Source organism: Paenirhodobacter populi (genome assembly GCF_004022215.1).
GTDB lineage: Bacteria > Pseudomonadota > Alphaproteobacteria > Rhodobacterales > Rhodobacteraceae > Rhodobacter > Rhodobacter populi.
This window is the reverse complement of the sequence record NZ_SAUZ01000048.1, coordinates 1-15,560: the sequence shown is the minus strand read 5'-3', so window position 1 is coordinate 15,560 and position 15,560 is coordinate 1. Positions and strand designations below refer to the sequence as shown.

The window sequence follows — 15,560 nt, the reverse complement described above, 5'->3', positions numbered from 1 at the left end:
CGAAGCAGCGAATCGAGGCCGTTGCGAAAGGTCATGGATGTTTCCTCCGTTACCATGTGAGCGGGAGTGTCCGCCGGGGGGCCTGCGCCAGAGGGCGACATGGCCTGCACGCAACTTGCAGTTCCCTTTCCCGGCGCGATAGTGCCATAGTCAGGCAAGCTGTGTCGCGAGGCGGGGAACACCGGAATGGACATCGAAGATCTGCAGACATTCGTCGCGGTGGCCGATGCCGGGGGCGTATCGGCCGCCGCGCGCCGGCTCGGCGTCTCCAAGTCGATCGTCAGTCGGCGGCTCTTTCGGGTTGAAGCGGAGCTTGGCGTGCAACTGCTGGCACGAACGACCCGCGGCGCCGCGCTCACGGAAGCGGGGATCACCTTCAGGGACCACGCGGCCCGGGCCAGCGCCGAGATCGATACGGCCCGGGAAACGATCCATCCGGGCGGGGAACTGCGCGGCCGCCTGAGGGTCGCCATGCCGCTGACCTTCGGCCCGACCCACTTCGCCGCCGTACTCGCGGAAATGGCGCGCCAACACCCGCAGCTGCATATCCATACCTCCTACAGCGATCGCTTCGTCGATCTCATCGCCGAAGGGTTCGATTGCGCGATACGCGGCGCTTACCTTCAGGATTCAAACCTGATCGCGAAGCGCGTCGGGCCGATCCATGGAAAGCTTGTCGCCAGCCCGGAGTACGTCAAGGTGCATGGATCGCCCAAGGCTCCGGACGAACTCCTTGCCCATCAGGCCCTCATGCAGGGAACGGAAGCCTGGCAATTCATGGATGGCAGCAGGATTGTCACGGTCCAGCCGCAGGGCAGGTTCAAGGCCGACAGCGCCACGGCACTTGCCGCGGCGGCGGCGGCAGGTCTCGGCATCGCGTGGCTCCCCGATTGCATCACACATGAATATGTGACCTCCGGCGCGCTGGTTCCGATCATGACGGGCTATCCGGTGCCTCCGGGAGCAACGTATGTCGTCCGCCCGCCGGGTCAGCATCCCACGCGGAAAGTGCGGGTGCTGACCGAGATGCTGATCGCATATTTCAAACGGAACCCGGAACTTTGGGGGCTCGACGGCTAGACCCCATGATCTCTGGGTGAGCTGACTGAGTCGGTGGCCTCTCCCGCGGCATTCTCCGTTCGAGGATTGCGCCAGATTGGCTGGCGCCGAGCCTCAGGAATGTCTGCATGAGGCGTCACACATGGCAAGGATGTTTTCCGAACATCCCCGCCACTTCCCAGATGATCTGTTCTCGAAAATGCCTGGCCCGCCTACCTCAGCCGCTCAGATAGTAAGTATCGAGCACACCCCATCGCGCCGTCACCTCATCGCCGGGATGGAGCGGATGGGCTAGGAAGTCGCGATCCGTCTGGTGGACGGCGAACTCATCGCCTGACGCGGATTCGATCTCGACCTTGACGTAACTGCCTTGATATTCCGTGGTCGACACCTGACCGCACAGACTGTCGATGCCTTGATGATGGCCGGGCATCAGACAGATCCGATCGCGGCGGATCGCCACGGCCATATCCTGTCCGAGAGTTATCCCTGCAGGCGGCACAAAACTGAATTGCGTGCCGTCCGGGGTTTCGCCCAATGCTTCGCTGCCGATCCGTGACACGCGCCCGGTGATGACATTCTGCCCGCCCATGAAGCGCGCCACATAGGAAGAGCGCGGGCGGTCGTAAACCTCGACCGGCGAGCCTGCCTGCTCGATCACGCCATGATCCATCACGATCACCTTGTCGGCCAGCGCCATGGCCTCGGGCTGCGTATGAGTGACGTGTATGAAGGTGATGCCCAACTCGCTTTGCAAACGCTTCAGCTCGCTGCGCATCTTCAGGCGTAGGGATTCATCCAGCGCGGAAAGGGGTTCATCAAGAAGCAAAACTTCTGGATTGGCGATAAGCGCCCGTGCAAGCGCAACGCGCTGTTGTTGCCCGCCTGACAGCTGCGCGGGTAGACGATCAGCCAGATGCGCCAACTGCACCCGGTCGAGCATCTCGCGTGCTTTTCTCCGCCGCTCCGCCGTATCGAAGCCGGCGACCCGAAGCGGGAAAGCCACGTTGTCAGTCAGGTTGAGGTGAGGGAACAACGCGTAGCTCTGGAACATCAATGCGGTTCCGCGGTCGCCGGTGCGGGCATGGGTCACGTCGCGCCCACCAATCAGGATGCGGCCAGATGTCGGGGTTTCGTGCCCCGCAATCATACGCAGAAGCGTGCTCTTGCCACAGCCCGAGGGGCCGATCATGCAGCAGTAGCTGCCGCCCTCGATGGTCTCGGTCACGCTTTTGACAGCGGTCATCTGCCCGAAGCTGCGGGTGACACGGTCAAGGAGAATCTCTCCGGGCTTGCTCATGGGGATATCTTTCATTTGCGCCGCCCGGAGATCAAAATCGCAACGAAGGCAGCGACGATCAGCCCGAGGCTGAGCAGGGTTGTCAGGGTGCCGATCGCATAGAGTGCGGGCGTGGTGACATTGGCCGTCAGGTTGGCGATCTGGATCGGCAGGGTATTGCGGGTGCCCACCGTCAACAGCGAGCGGGGCAGTTCGTCATAGCTGAGCGTCAGGCCAAACAGCGCAACCGCGATCAGGCCGGGCGCAAGGATCGGCAGCGTTATCAGCCGCAGCACCTGCACCGGGGTTGCGCCGCCGTCGCGGGCTGCATCCTCCCACCGGCGATCAAAGCGGTTCATCACCGCGAACATGATCAACAGGCCAAACGGCAGCGTCCAGGTCAGATGCGCCCCGAGGCCCGAGGTCAGCCAATTGGTCGACAGGCCAAGCGTCTGAAACAGCGTCGCAATGCCAAGGCCGGTCAGAACCCCCGGCATCACCAGCGCCGCGATGGCCAGATAGAACAGCGCCCCCGCCCCGCGAAACCGACGCCGAAAACCAAGCCCGGCAAAGAACGAGACGGTTACCGTAACCAGCATCGCGAACAGGCCGAGGATGAGCGACCGTCCGAACGCGCCGGCCAGATCGCCATACCGGGTCGATGCCACCAGATCGCCGAACCAGTGGACGGAGGCGCCGCGCATGGGAAAGGTCATGCCCCCCGTCGGCCCCTGAAACGACAGCACGAAGATCGCGATCATCGGCCCGTAAAGGAACAACAGGAACAGCGCGAAAAAGGCGCTAAGCAGCCAGAATGAAAAGGATTTGTGCATCATGCCCCCTATCGGCTCAGTTCGGCGCGCACGTCGACGATCCGCAGGATCGCCGTCACCATCGCCAGCACCACCGCGATCAGCAGCACCGCCGAGGCCGCCGCCTGCGGATAGTAAAGCTGGTCGATATTGTTTTTCATCGCCGATACGACAGAGCTTGATTGGCCGCCGCTCATCGCGCGCACGACCAGGAAGTCCCCCATCACCAGCGTCACGACGAAGATCGAGCCGAGCGCGATCCCGGTGCTCGACAGCGGGATCACGATGTCGCGCAGAATCTGCCACTGCGTTGCGCCTGCGTCATGGGCGGCCTCGATCACGTTGCGGTCGATTTTCGCCATCGCGTTGAAGACCGGCACGATCATGAACAATGTGAACAGGTTCACATAGGTCAGGACCACCGCGAAATCCGAAAACAGCAGCATATCGAGCGGCCCCTGCGTCAGGCCGAGCTTCATCAGCGCCATGTTGAACAGCCCCTCGCGCCCGAGGAACGGTATCCAGGAGATCGTCCGGATCACGCCCGAGGTCCAGAACGGGATCGTGCACAGCAGGAACAGCGCGATCTGAACCTTCACCCGGCGGACATGGAACACCAGGTAGTAGGAAACGGTGAAGCCGATCAGCAGGGTGATCGCCCAGGTGATCGCGGCATACCGTAGCGTGACCGCAAAGGTGCGCCATGTGGTCGCCGAGGCGAACATCTCGGCGTAGTTGGTCAGGGTGAAGCCGGGCGCGTATTCCAGCCCATCGAAGGGCCAGAAGCTCAGCACCACCACCATCAGGAGCGGCAGGCCGGTGAACAGGGTCAGCAGAATGGCGAGGGGCGCAACCTGAAGCTGCGAAAGACGTTCGGAGGACATGTTGAGCGGAGACATGGGGGTGCCTGTTGGAAAGGAAAGCTGCCAGGGACGTGATGCCCCCGGCACAGTCGCGGGCCTGCCGACGCATGGCCCGCGTCGGAGAAAACGTCAGCTTGCTACGAATTCGTTCCAGCGTTTGACCAGGTATTCGCCTTCGTCCATCGTGGTGTTCCAGCAGCGGATATTGCCGACCCGCGCCTCGAACGAGCCGCCGTCCCGGATGCGGCCGGGCTGCTCCATGACCGCACCGAAGGGATCCTTGATTTCGGTCGCGGCGGGCTTGCCGCCATACCAGTAATCCCATTCGGCGGGCGAAAGCGCCGCCTGCGTGGTTTCGGGGACGGACGAATAATAGCCCTGCCGCGCGACGAAGGCACCGTAAGGCCCTGTCAGCATCCAGTTCAGATATTCGATCGCGGCATCGCGGCGCAGGCCGTCCAGATGGCGCATCAGCGCGAGCCCGTTACCCCAGCCGCGATACCCTTCCTTCAACCCCTTGTATTCGCAATTGACCCCGCGCGCCCGCACGGCAGTCACGGCGGGCGACCACATCGACTGGATCAACACCTCGCCCGAGGCCATGTAATTCACCGACTCGTCAAAGCTCGACCAGAAGGCGCGGAAATGGCCCTGCTTCTTCAGCGCGATCAGCGCGGCGATGGTCTGGTCGATCTCGGCCCGTGTCATGTTGCCCTTGTCGGCATAGGTGACTTCGCCCTTCGCCTCCAGCGCCATCGCGGCGTCCATGATGCCGATCTGCGGCACATTGATCAGAGCCGTCTTGCCGCGGAAATCGGGCGACAGCAGTTCGGCCCAGCTTTCCAGCGGCCGCCCGACCAGATCCGGCCGCAACCCCAGCGTGTCGGCGTTGAAAATCGTCGGCATCATCGTCGCTAGGCCCGTCGGCCCTGCGGCAAAGGTCTTGTCCCCCATCGCCGCGACATATTGAACCTTGAAGGGCAATGTCCCCTGCCGCGACATCGGCGAACCGTCGAAATTCACGCCCTCGCGGAACAGCGGCGTGATCTTGTCCCAGTTGGCGATCTTCGCCGTCTCGATCGGCTGCAGTTTTTGCGCCCGCCAGATCCGTTGCAGCGCCCAGAATTCCAGATCGGCAATGTCGATTGTATCCGGCTGGCCCAGAACCCTTGCCATGATTGCATCGGTCCAGGCGTTCTGCATCTCGACCTTGAAGCCGAGATCGGCCGATGCCTTCGCTGCAATGTCGGGAAAGATCGAATAGGCCGGCCCGACGTGCATCAACGTCACGTCCCTGATCGTCTGCGCCCAGATCATCGGCGCGCCGAGCGTTCCGCCCAGCCCCGCCGCGGCCCCGGCGGCCAGCGTCCGCAGCGCGCCGCGTCGGGTCACCGTGCCGCGCTTCATGCTTTTTTTCATAATGTTTCCCTGTCGTTGGAATGACGCGTCCTTTCGGATCGGGGGTGCCGATCCGCTGGATGCGTGCCGTGTTGTTGGTCCGGGACCGGGATGCGTCACATCTGGCATGACGGCAGCACTGTCCCCGCACGCCGAGGTTAGTCGGCGGCAGCGCGGGTTTTCAGTGCTAATTTTTCAATTATTGTTGCGAACGACGCATTGCCCGCGATGGGCGAAGTCAATGCGACGGGGGCAAGGCTTTCGCACCCTCGACAAAGCGCCGGACCTGCTCCGACCGGTTCGATCGCTTCCATGCTAGCACCGTGCGGCTGCGGAAATTCGGGTGAATGATCGGCCGTGTTTCGACATTCTTGCCCAGAAACCCAATCAGGCTTTCGGGATAGATCGTGATCCCCATCCCGGCCGCGACCAAGCCGATCAGCGCAAGCGTGGTCGAGGCCTCAATGCCAACGTCCAGCGTCACCCCCTCTGCACTGAACATCTCGGTCAGACGCCAGCGGTATTCCTCCCAGTCGCGCGGATCGCCAAGGATCAGGCGCTGCCCCGCCAGATCCTTGGGTGAAATTGTATATTTCCTTAGTATTTCATGGTTCTTCGGCGTTACGACATAAAGCAGTTCCGACGCGAGCAGCACCGAATGGAAATCGTGATGCTCGAACGGGCCGATCAGATAGCCGATGTCGATCTCATCATGCGCCAGCGCCAGCTTTTGCGCCTGAGTGCTGATATAGCGCATCGAGACATGAATTTCGGGCGCAACGCGCTGGAATCGTGCAACCGCCTGCGGCATCAGTTCGGTCGCGGCAAAAGCCATGTAGCCGATGCGCAGGTTGCCCTCCTTGCCCTGCGCCACGCGCCGCGCGGTCTGGATCGACTCCTCGTGCCGCGCGATCAGCAGCGCGTTGTCGCGGTAATAGCTTTGCCCGGCCGGGGTCAGCGCCACCTCGCGCGTCGTGCGCTCCAGAAGTCGAATACCCAGAATTTGTTCAAGTTTCTGGATGCGCCGGGTCAGGGCCGACTGATCGAGATTCAGCCGTTCCGCGCTGCGTCGAAAGTTCAGTTCCTGCGCCACGATGACGAAGGACCGGATCAGATCGAAGCCGATATCGGTGTTCATGAATAGCCTGATGCACGGAGCGCAATTATAATTGAGAACATATCAATTCAATGCCGGCCGTCCAGTGTGGAAATTGTCTTCAGCGGGCCATGACCCGCCTTGGCTCAGGCGGGCAGCAGGCCCCGGACGACAGGAGAATGAACGTGAGTGAACTCGACCCCAAGGAACTTGACCGCCTTCTGAAGCAGGCCTTCGAAGCCGCGACGAAGCTGTATCAGGAACGCGGCTTCCAGCGCCGCGTCGGCTTCGGCAAGCGCCCGGCGCTGATCAGCGTCGATCTGGCGAATGCCTGGACGCGGCCGGGCAACCCCTTCACCTGCGATCAGGAGAAGATGGACACCGAAATCATCCCCGGCATGCAGCGCCTGCTGACGGCTTTCCGCGCAGCGCAGCTGCCGGTGATCCATGTCACCACCGCCTACGAGATCACCGATCGCAATGCCCCGTTCACCGACATGGGCATGTGGCACAACAAGATCCCGCTCGATGCCGTGAACCTCAAGGACACGCATCTCTGGGCGATCGACAGCCGCATCGCGCCGGTCGAGGGCGAGCATACGCTGCTGAAGAAGCGCGCATCGGCCTTCCACGGCACGCCGCTTGCCGGGATGCTGCGCACTGCGGGCGTCGACACGATCCTGGTGACCGGCGTGACCGCCTGCGCCTGCGTGCGCACCACGCTGTGCGATGGCCTCGGCGAGGGGTTCCGCACCATCGCCGTGCGGGAATGCATCGGTGACCGCGTGCCGGGCGTTGTCGACTACAACCTGTTCGACATCGACGCGAAATTCGCCGACGTCGAAAGCGTGGATACCTGCGTGTCGTATATCGAGGGCCTTGGCGCCCAGGCGCTCGCCGCCGAATGACATCCTGCCCGCAAGGTCCCGGCCTCGCGGGCATTTCCATCGAAACCGGCAGCAGACCGGGCCCAACAGGAGAGTTCCATGGCCAGGATTGGCGTAGATGTCGGCGGCACCAACACGGATCTCGTGCTGGAAAGCCCGGCGGGCATCTTTTATCACAAGGTTCCGACGACGCTCAAGAACCAGTCCATCGGCGTGGTCGATGGCGTTCTGGCGATCTGCGCGCGGGCGGGCCTGAACCCGACCGAGGTCGAGACCATCGTTCACGGCACCACCACCGCGACGAACATCACCATTGAGCATAACGGCTCCGACTGCGGGATGCTGACGACAGAAGGATTTCGCGACATCCTGCACATCGGCCGTCACAAGCGGCCCACGAATTTCTCGCTGCACTTCGACGTGCCGTGGCAAAGCCAGCCGCTGGTGAAGCGGCGCAACCGGATCGCCATTCGCGAACGCATCGCCGCGCCCTCGGGCGAGGTCGCCGTCGCGCTGGACGAGGCCGCCGTGCGCGCCGCCTGCGCGCTGTTCCGCAAGCGCGGCATCAAATCCATCGTCATCGGCTTCATGTTCTCGTTCCTGAACGAAGCGCACGAGCAGCGTGCGAAAGAGATCGTGCTGGAGGAAATCCCCGACGCCTACATCACGCTGTCGTCCGAGGTGGCGAAGGTGATCCGCGAATACGAACGCTTTTCGACCGCAGCGATGAACAGCTATGTCGGCCCCAAGACCGCCTTCTACCTGCGCGATCTGGAGGCGCGCCTGCAGGGCGCGGGCATCCATTCCAAATTGCGCATCATGCAGTCGAACGGCGGCGTCTCGACCGTCGACGCCTGTGCGCGCCGGCCGATCCACATCCTGATGTCGGGCCCGGCGGGCGGTGTCATCGGAGGCGCCTCGGAAGGCTCGATGGCGGGCACGCCGAACCTCATCACCGTGGATATCGGCGGCACCTCGGCCGATATCTCGACCATTCCCGGCGGTGCGGTGAAAGTGATGAACCCGCGCGATACCTTCGTTTCCGGCCATCCGGTACTGGCGCCGATGATCGACATGGTGACGATCGGCGCGGGCGGCGGCTCGGTCGCCTTCATCGACGAGGCGGGCGGGTTTCAGGTCGGCCCGCGCTCGGCCGGGTCTGAACCGGGGCCGGCCTGCTACGGCCGGGGCGGCACCGAACCCACCGTCACCGACGCACAGATCGTGCTGGGGCGGCTCGATCCCGACATGGCGCTTGGCGGCGACCTGCGCCTCGATGCGGAGCTTTCCCGCCGTGCGGTTGAAGAAAAGATCGCGAAGCCCCTTGGTCTGACCGTGACCAAGGCCGCGCTCGGCATCATCCGCATCATCAACAACAACATGGCACTGGCGATCCGGTCGAACTCGGTCGCGCGGGGCATCGACCCGCGCGATTTCTCGATCATGCCCTTCGGCGGTGCGGGTCCCCTGCACGGCGTCGCGCTGGCCGAGGCAGTGAACGCCCGCGACGTGATCGTTCCTGTCGCCCCCGGGATCACCGCCGCCGTAGGGCTTCTGAAAAGCGATCTGCGCTATGAACACACCGATGCCGTCATTCTGGAACTGACCGGCGCCGACCAGGCCGCCATCGAGCGGATCAACGCCATCGCCGCCCATCTGCGCGAACGGGTGCGGGACGAACTCAACGCTGACGGGATCGAACGCGCGCGCCAGAAGATCGAGCTGGTCGCGGAATGCCGCTATGCGGGCCAGGGCTTCGAGCTGCGCGCCGAGATGCCAGATACGCTGACGCTCCAGAACAAGGCCGGTGTCGTGCAAAGTTTCCACGACCGCCATCACCTCGACTACGGCTATTCCTACCCGCAGGCCGAGGTGGAACTGATCACGCTGCGCGCCATCGGTTCGGCTGCGGTGCGCCGGATGGAGGTGCCAAAGATTGCCGCCACCGATGGAAGCAGCCCTGACCGCGCGCTGCTTTTCGTGCGCAAGACCACCTTCGATGATGGCCGCACGCTGGAAACCCCGCGCTACGACCGCACGAAGCTCTTTGCGGGCGACAAGGTGCAAGGCCCCGCGATCCTTGTGCAGCATGACAGCACGACACTGGTTCCGCCCGGATATGTCGCCGAGGTTCTGGACTACGGCAACACGCGCATCCGCGCCCTTGGCGCCTGAGAGGACATGATGAACCAGATGACCAAATCCGCTGTCGATGTCGATCCGATCACGCTTCAGGTGATCCGTGGCGCCTTTGAGACTATCGCCGAGGAAATGGGCCATGTGCTGTATCGCATGTCCTTTTCCTCGATCATCCGGGAAAGCCAGGATCTGGGGGCCGGGCTGTTCGACCTGAACTTCAACACGCTGTGCGAGTCGGAATCGACGCCGATGCACATCGGCTCGATCCCCGCCTACCTGCGCGGCATAGGCGAGACGCTGGAGGATGGCACCTGGCACGAGGGTGATGTGGTGGTGCACAATCATCCCTATTACGGATCGTCGCACACGCCCGATCTGGCCGTCGTCGTGCCGGTATTTCTGGACGGGCGGCTGATCGGTTTCGCCGGCAACACCGCGCACCACGTCGATATCGGTGCCGCGACGCCGGGCCTGATCATCGACGTGCCCGACGTCTTTGCCGAAGGGATGCTGTTCGCGGGCACCAAGCTCTATCGCAAGGGCGAGCCCAACACCGCGATCTGGAACTACATCCGGCGCAACTCCCGCGCGGCACAGCAGCTTGTGGCAGATATCGAGGCGCAGGTGGCCTCGGCCCGCCTCGGTGCGCGCCGCTTTGTCGAGCTGATCGGAAAATACGGCGAGGAGACCGTCTTCGCCGCGGCCAACCAACTGATGGACTATGCTGAGCGGATGATGCGCCAGAAGATCGCCGCGATCCCTGACGGTGAATATTCCGCCGAGGGCTGGCTCGACGATGACGGCCGCAACCGCGACCGGCGCCTGAAGGTCAAGGTGACGGTGCGGGTCGCTGGCGACGGGCTGGAGGTCGATCTGACCGGATCCGCCGACCAGACCCCCACAGCCTATAACGTGCCCTTCGAGGGTTCGACCAAGGTTGCCGCTTATGCGGCCTTCCGCAAGATCCTGCTCGACACCGCCACCTCGGAAAGCCGGGTGCCCTCGAACGAGGGATCGTTCCGCCCGATCACCGTGACCGCGCCACTCGGCTCGATCTACAACCCGCGCTTCCCGGCCTCGGCCGAGGCGCGCTTCACCCAGTGCAACCGCATGATCGACCTGATCATCCGTGCGCTGGCCCCGGTGCTGCCCGAAACGATCATCGCGGGGTCTTCGGCCTCGATCAGCTTCGCGGCCTATTCGGGGGTGCGGCCCTCGGGCGATTACTGGGTGTTTCTGGAGGTGAACGAGGGCGCCTATGGCGGGCGGCCACGCTCCGACGGGCCGGACAGCATCGACAACCTGATGGCCAACACCCGCAACAACCCGCTGGAAGATCTGGCGATGCATATCCCGATGATCTGCGAACGCTACGAGCTGCGCGACGACATGCCCCCCGGCGCGGGCGAGTTTCGCGGCGGCATCGGCGTGGTCAAGGCGCAGCGGATGCTGGCGCCCGGCTTCATCACCCATGAATCGGAACGCCATACCGATGCGCCCTGGGGCATCTTCGGCGGGACCGAAGGCGCGGTGGGCCGCTGCACCATCCATAATGGCGATGGCGCGGCGCGCGACATGCCGTCGAAGTTCTCGGGGCTGGCGGTCGCGGCGGATGACGTGATGACCTATTACAGCCCGAATGGCGGCGGTTATGGCGACCCGCTGAAGCGCCCTCCCCGCAAGGTGCTGGATGACGTTCTGGACGGCTTCTGTTCCGTGGACCGCGCCCGCGAGGTTTACGGCGTGATCGTCGATCCTGAGGCCGAGACCGTCGACATGGCCGCGACCGAGGCCGCCCGCAAGGCCTTGGCCCCGCACTGACAGCAAAGACCCCTGCGCGCGCCGGTTATCGCGCGCGCAGCATGGCCGCTACCCGGTGCCCTGCGCAGCCGGTCCGGCCGTTCCTGTCCCACCATCGCGCCGGGCGCCTTCCTCCCCCCTCAGCCCGGGCCTAAACCGTGAAAGGAATACGCATGTCCGAATATCTCCTCCCCCATCGCCGTCACGTGCTGGCCGGTCTTGCCGGAACGGCTGCCCTTGCATTGCTGCCTGGCGGCCCGGCCCGTGCGGCCAGCGGTCAGGTCGTCGTGTCCAACTGGGGCGGCGACTGGAACGACCGCACCGTGAAATTCGTCGAGAAACCGCTCCTCGAGGACAAGGGCATCGACGTCGCCCGCGACCTTGGCATGGAATCCGACCGCAAGGCCAAACTGCTGACCGAGAAGCGCATCCGCCGCTCGTCCGTCGATGTCGTCCATCTGAACAGCGCGGATGCCTACGAGATGCACAATCAAGGTGTCGTCGCCCAGCTCGACACATCGAAGATCCCGAACTACGCCGACATCGTGGCGGGCCTTGGCGCGCCCTATTTCGTGCCGTGGCTCTATTCCGGGATGGTCATCATCTACAACACCGACAAGGTGAAGGAACCGCCGCGCTCCTACGCCGATCTGTGGAAGCCGGAATGGGCGGGCCGGATCGGCCTGACGAACCAGCTTTATTTCAACTACATGATGATGGGCAGTCTGGTCGCCAAAGGCGACATGACCTCGGTCGACGAGGGCAAGGCAAGGCTGATGGAGTTCTCCGCCTCCGCCAAGCCCAAGCTTTATGCCGCGCATCAGCAGCTTCAGACCGGGCTCGCGAACGGCGAGGTGGACATCGCGCTGAATTACAAGGCGCGCGGGCTGCAATGGACGGCGGGCGGAATGCCCCTTGGGATCCAGTATCCCGACGAGGGCGCGATCTCGGTCGTGTTCGGCGCCTGTCTGGCCGAATTCGCGGCGCACAAGGACACGGGCTACGCCTATCTCGACGCGATGCTCGACCCCGATGCAATGGCCGGGCTGTCGGAGGCCAGTTTTTACGCCCCGGCCAATACGAAAGCGACCCTTTCCCCGGAATTGCGCGCGAAGATCGACTTCTCGGACGCGGAGCGGGCAAAGCTGAAATACCCCGATTATGCCTATGTCGCGGCGAATACGGCCGCCTGGCTCGACTGGTGGAACCAGTCCTTCGCTCGTAGCTGATCGGTCCGTGACGGCGCAGGGCGGCATTTCGGTGCCGCCCGCAGAAGGAGCCTTCCCATGTCATATACCTCTGGTTTTCCGGGCGCGGCCGGCACGGCGACGCGGCGGCGCCTGCCCTCCTTTCGGGGGGCGGGGCCGGTGCTGCCTGCCGTGGTCTTTGTGCTGCTCGGCATGGTTGCGCCGCTTGCCCTGATGCTGCGCACCAGCTTCGACCGGTTCGATCCGCAGGTGCTGATCGTCAGCGCCTTCACCGCCGAAAATTACATCCGCTTTGTCAGCGATCCGTTCTTTCGCGACGTGCTGGGCCGGACGGTGGCGATCTCGGCGGTGGCGACGGCGATCTGCCTGGTGCTGGGGCTGCCGGTTGCCTATTTCCTCGCGCGCTTTCCCTCGGCCGAGGCGAAGTCGCGGCTGTTGTTGCTGATCCTCGTGCCGCTGTTGATCGGCAACGCGGTGCGCACCTCGGCCTGGATGCTGATCCTGAACGATCACGGGGTTCTCGCGGCCCTGCTGCGCGGCGTCGGCATCACCGGCGCGCTCGGGCTGATGTATTCCGCGACGGGGGTGACGATCGCGCTCGTCTCGGTGCTGCTGCCGTTCATGATCATCACGCTCAACAGCGTGTTCGAGGGGATCGAGCGTTCCCTTGAAGATGCCGCCGAAAGCCTTGGCGCCGGACATCTGACCGTCATGTCCCGGGTGGTGCTGCCACTTGCGCTGCCAGGTATTCTGGCCGGGTGCGTCCTGTGCTTCACACTGTCGATGAACGCCTACGCGACCCCGGTCCTGATCGGCGGCCCGAAGTTTCACATGATGGCGCCGACCGTCTATCAGCAGATCACCGAGGCGATGAACTGGCCCTTCGGCGCGGCGCTTGCCTTCGTTCTGATGGGGATGACGCTGCTGTTGACCTTGGGGCTGAGCGTCGCGGTCCAGCGTCGCTATCGCCGCTGGACCGCGTGAAGGAGGCCACAATGATCCGTCTGACCTATACTGTCATCTCGGCGCTGGTGATCGGTTTCATCGTCCTGCCGCTTGTCCTGATCGTCTGGATGAGCTTCTTCTCCAACCAGATCCTGTCCTTCCCGCCCGAAGGCTACACTCTGGACTGGTATGCGCGGGCGTGGTCGATGTCGGCCTTTCGCAACGGCTTCTTCACCAGCCTTCAGACCAGCCTCTGCGCGTCGGTTCTGGCGCTTGTGCTTGGCATTCCCGCAAGCCTTGCGCTGGTGCGCGGTGAATTTCCGGGGCGCGAGGCAATCACCACGCTGCTGATGACGCCGATGCTGGTGCCCGCCATCGTCGGAGGCAGCGCCCTGTTCGTCTTTTATCTGGAGGTCGAGCTGCATTCCGGCCTGCAGATCGCGGGAACCATGGCCGGGCTGATCATCGCCCATGCTCTGATCGCGCTGCCTTGGGTGGTCAAGCTGGTGACCACGGCGCTGATCGGCTCGAACCGCTCGGTCGAGGAGGCCGCAGCCAGCCTGGGCGCCCCGGCGCATGTCGTGTTCTTCCGCATCACCGTGCCGATGATCTGGCCGGGCGTGGTGGCCGGCGCGCTGTTCGCCTTCGTCAATTCCTTCATCGATCTGGAGAAGTCGCTGTTCCTTGTCGGACCGGATCGCACGACCTTGCAGATCGCGTTGATCAACTACCTCGAATGGAATTTCGATCCAACCATCGGCGCCGTCGCGACCGCCCAGATCGCGTTTGTGACCGTGCTTCTGCTGCTGACAAGCCGCTACGTCAAACTCCATCGCGCCTTCTGAGGAGAAAGCCATGCCCGAAGTCGTCCTGACCGATGTCGCCAAACGCTACGGCCAGACCGTCGCCGTCGAAAGCATGTCACTGACCATCGGCAGCGGCGAGTTGGTAGCACTTCTCGGTCCGTCCGGCTGCGGCAAGACCACGACACTGCGCATGGTGGGCGGGTTCGTGCCGCTCAGCGCCGGGCGGATTACCGTGGGCGGACGCGACGTTTCCGCCCTGCCGCCAAGCCGGCGCAACATGGGGTTCGTGTTCCAGAATTATGCGCTGTTTCCGCACATGACGGTCGCGCAGAATGTCGCCTTCGGATTGCAGATGCGGCGTTTCGGCCGCGATGACACGGCGCGCAAGGTGACGCAGGCGCTCAATCGGGTACGGCTTGACGCTTATGCGGAGCGGTATCCACGCCAGTTGTCGGGCGGCCAGCAGCAGCGCGTCGCGCTGGCCCGCGCGCTGGTGATCGAGCCGGATGTGCTGCTGCTGGACGAACCGTTGTCGAATCTCGATGCTTCGCTGCGCCAGGAAATGAAGATCGAAATCAGGCAGTTGCAGCAATCACTGGGCCTGACCACCATTTTCGTAACCCATGATCAGGATGAGGCGATGAGCACAGCCGACCGCATGGTTCTGATGTATCGCGGCCGGGTGGAGCAGGCCGGTCCGCCAGCCGAGGTGTATGCGCGCCCCCGTTCACAGTTTGCGGCCAGGTTTCTCGGCGTTGCCAACCTGCTTGCTGGCAGCATGACGCTAGACGGTACAGAGTTCATGCCGAAAACAGGACCTATGCTGCGCTTGCGTGGCCAAAGACAGATCCGGGGCGATGCCATTTTTGCTCTGCGCGGCGAGGAGATCGGTCTGACGACAGGTACCGTGCCGGAAAACGTGAACTGCCTGGGTGGCCGGATCGGGATTGCAACCTTCCACGGCTCGACGGTCGAATATCATGTCATGACCGACGCCGGAATTACGCTCATCAGCCGGGTTCCGGCGCCCGCCGTGGGCGGTGCGCCGGTGCTGCCATGCGACACACGCGTCAGCCTGCACTGGAAGCCGGAATCCGGAGTGGTCGTCGCAGCGGAGAATGGCTGAAGGAACCGGGTGAGAGGCTTTGATGATGTGACCGCCCTCCGACGGCATCTGTGTGCCAAGGTGGGCCTGCAAGGATCCACATAGGAGAGCGGTCATGTCGGAGATTACCACTGTCGGGCTCGATCTGGCGAAGAATGTGTTC

The 15,560-nt window shown here is 63.6% G+C and carries 13 protein-coding genes; 8 read left to right on the top strand and 5 right to left on the bottom strand.

The features are described 5' to 3' along the window. Window positions 1-186 precede the first annotated feature (186 nt). The gene (locus D2T30_RS22145) at window positions 187-1,080 is read left to right on the top strand and encodes a LysR family transcriptional regulator (protein ID WP_128210567.1); all 894 of its coding nucleotides are present in this window, start codon (window positions 187-189) and stop codon (window positions 1,078-1,080) included. Between the two features lie 196 nt (window positions 1,081-1,276). On the opposite strand, the gene D2T30_RS22140 is transcribed toward D2T30_RS22145, so the two are convergent. The 5 genes from D2T30_RS22140 to D2T30_RS22120 all read right to left on the bottom strand — a co-directional run bounded on the left by D2T30_RS22140 (window position 1,277) and on the right by D2T30_RS22120 (window position 6,549). Further along, the gene (locus tag D2T30_RS22140; RefSeq protein ID WP_128210566.1) at window positions 1,277-2,359 is read right to left on the bottom strand and encodes an ABC transporter ATP-binding protein; all 1,083 of its coding nucleotides are present in this window, start codon (window positions 2,357-2,359) and stop codon (window positions 1,277-1,279) included. Window positions 2,360-2,370: 11 nt separating this feature from the next. Beyond that, entirely contained in the window at window positions 2,371-3,174 is an 804-nt protein-coding gene (locus D2T30_RS22135; protein ID WP_128210565.1) for an ABC transporter permease, read from the bottom strand. A gap of 5 nt (window positions 3,175-3,179) precedes the next feature. After that, window positions 3,180-4,049 (bottom strand): ABC transporter permease, encoded by an 870-nt coding sequence (locus D2T30_RS22130; RefSeq protein ID WP_241651377.1) that lies wholly within the window; start codon window positions 4,047-4,049, stop codon window positions 3,180-3,182. Between the two features lie 93 nt (window positions 4,050-4,142). Then, window positions 4,143-5,420, bottom strand: a complete 1,278-nt coding sequence (locus D2T30_RS22125) for an ABC transporter substrate-binding protein (RefSeq protein WP_164884403.1) — start codon at window positions 5,418-5,420, stop codon at window positions 4,143-4,145. Window positions 5,421-5,649: 229 nt separating this feature from the next. Next, window positions 5,650-6,549 carry a LysR family transcriptional regulator gene (locus tag D2T30_RS22120; protein ID WP_128210563.1) on the bottom strand — a complete coding sequence of 300 codons (900 nt, stop codon included), beginning with the start codon at window positions 6,547-6,549 and terminating at the stop codon, window positions 5,650-5,652. 143 nt (window positions 6,550-6,692) lie between these two features. Here D2T30_RS22120 and D2T30_RS22115 point away from each other — a divergent pair, with 143 nt between their 5' ends. The 7 genes from D2T30_RS22115 (at window position 6,693) to D2T30_RS22085 (ending at window position 15,418) form a co-directional block, all read left to right on the top strand. Then, window positions 6,693-7,415 (top strand): isochorismatase family protein, encoded by a 723-nt coding sequence (locus D2T30_RS22115; RefSeq protein WP_206613058.1) that lies wholly within the window; start codon window positions 6,693-6,695, stop codon window positions 7,413-7,415. A gap of 78 nt (window positions 7,416-7,493) precedes the next feature. Further along, window positions 7,494-9,569: a hydantoinase/oxoprolinase family protein gene (locus D2T30_RS22110; RefSeq protein ID WP_128210561.1), complete on the top strand. Its 2,076-nt coding sequence runs from the start codon at window positions 7,494-7,496 to the stop codon at window positions 9,567-9,569. 18 nt (window positions 9,570-9,587) lie between these two features. Next, entirely contained in the window at window positions 9,588-11,354 is a 1,767-nt protein-coding gene (locus tag D2T30_RS22105) for a hydantoinase B/oxoprolinase family protein (protein WP_241651376.1), read from the top strand. Between the two features lie 152 nt (window positions 11,355-11,506). Continuing rightward, window positions 11,507-12,562: an ABC transporter substrate-binding protein gene (locus D2T30_RS22100; RefSeq protein ID WP_128210560.1), complete on the top strand. Its 1,056-nt coding sequence runs from the start codon at window positions 11,507-11,509 to the stop codon at window positions 12,560-12,562. A gap of 57 nt (window positions 12,563-12,619) precedes the next feature. Continuing rightward, entirely contained in the window at window positions 12,620-13,525 is a 906-nt protein-coding gene (locus D2T30_RS22095; RefSeq protein ID WP_128210559.1) for an ABC transporter permease, read from the top strand. Between the two features lie 11 nt (window positions 13,526-13,536). Next, complete coding sequence (locus D2T30_RS22090; RefSeq protein ID WP_128210558.1) at window positions 13,537-14,331, top strand: ABC transporter permease; 795 nt, start codon at window positions 13,537-13,539, stop codon at window positions 14,329-14,331. Window positions 14,332-14,341: 10 nt separating this feature from the next. Next, a complete protein-coding gene (locus D2T30_RS22085; protein ID WP_128210557.1) occupies window positions 14,342-15,418 on the top strand; it encodes an ABC transporter ATP-binding protein in 1,077 nt (358 codons plus the stop codon). Window positions 15,419-15,560 lie beyond the last annotated feature (142 nt).

Excerpts from the sequence above, each read along its gene's own strand:
- D2T30_RS22145 (WP_128210567.1), top strand. The coding sequence starts at position 187 with ATGGACATCGAAGATCTGCAGACATTCGTCGCGGTGGCCGATGCCGGG.
- D2T30_RS22140 (WP_128210566.1), bottom strand. The coding sequence starts at position 2,359 with ATGAGCAAGCCCGGAGAGATTCTCCTTGACCGTGTCACCCGCAGCTTC.
- D2T30_RS22135 (WP_128210565.1), bottom strand. The coding sequence starts at position 3,174 with ATGATGCACAAATCCTTTTCATTCTGGCTGCTTAGCGCCTTTTTCGCG.
- D2T30_RS22130 (WP_241651377.1), bottom strand. The coding sequence starts at position 4,049 with ATGTCTCCGCTCAACATGTCCTCCGAACGTCTTTCGCAGCTTCAGGTT.
- D2T30_RS22125 (WP_164884403.1), bottom strand. The coding sequence starts at position 5,420 with ATGAAGCGCGGCACGGTGACCCGACGCGGCGCGCTGCGGACGCTGGCC.
- D2T30_RS22120 (WP_128210563.1), bottom strand. The coding sequence starts at position 6,549 with ATGAACACCGATATCGGCTTCGATCTGATCCGGTCCTTCGTCATCGTG.
- D2T30_RS22110 (WP_128210561.1), top strand. The coding sequence starts at position 7,494 with ATGGCCAGGATTGGCGTAGATGTCGGCGGCACCAACACGGATCTCGTG.
- D2T30_RS22105 (WP_241651376.1), top strand. The coding sequence starts at position 9,588 with ATGACCAAATCCGCTGTCGATGTCGATCCGATCACGCTTCAGGTGATC.
- D2T30_RS22100 (WP_128210560.1), top strand. The coding sequence starts at position 11,507 with ATGTCCGAATATCTCCTCCCCCATCGCCGTCACGTGCTGGCCGGTCTT.
- D2T30_RS22095 (WP_128210559.1), top strand. The coding sequence starts at position 12,620 with ATGTCATATACCTCTGGTTTTCCGGGCGCGGCCGGCACGGCGACGCGG.
- D2T30_RS22090 (WP_128210558.1), top strand. The coding sequence starts at position 13,537 with ATGATCCGTCTGACCTATACTGTCATCTCGGCGCTGGTGATCGGTTTC.
- D2T30_RS22085 (WP_128210557.1), top strand. The coding sequence starts at position 14,342 with ATGCCCGAAGTCGTCCTGACCGATGTCGCCAAACGCTACGGCCAGACC.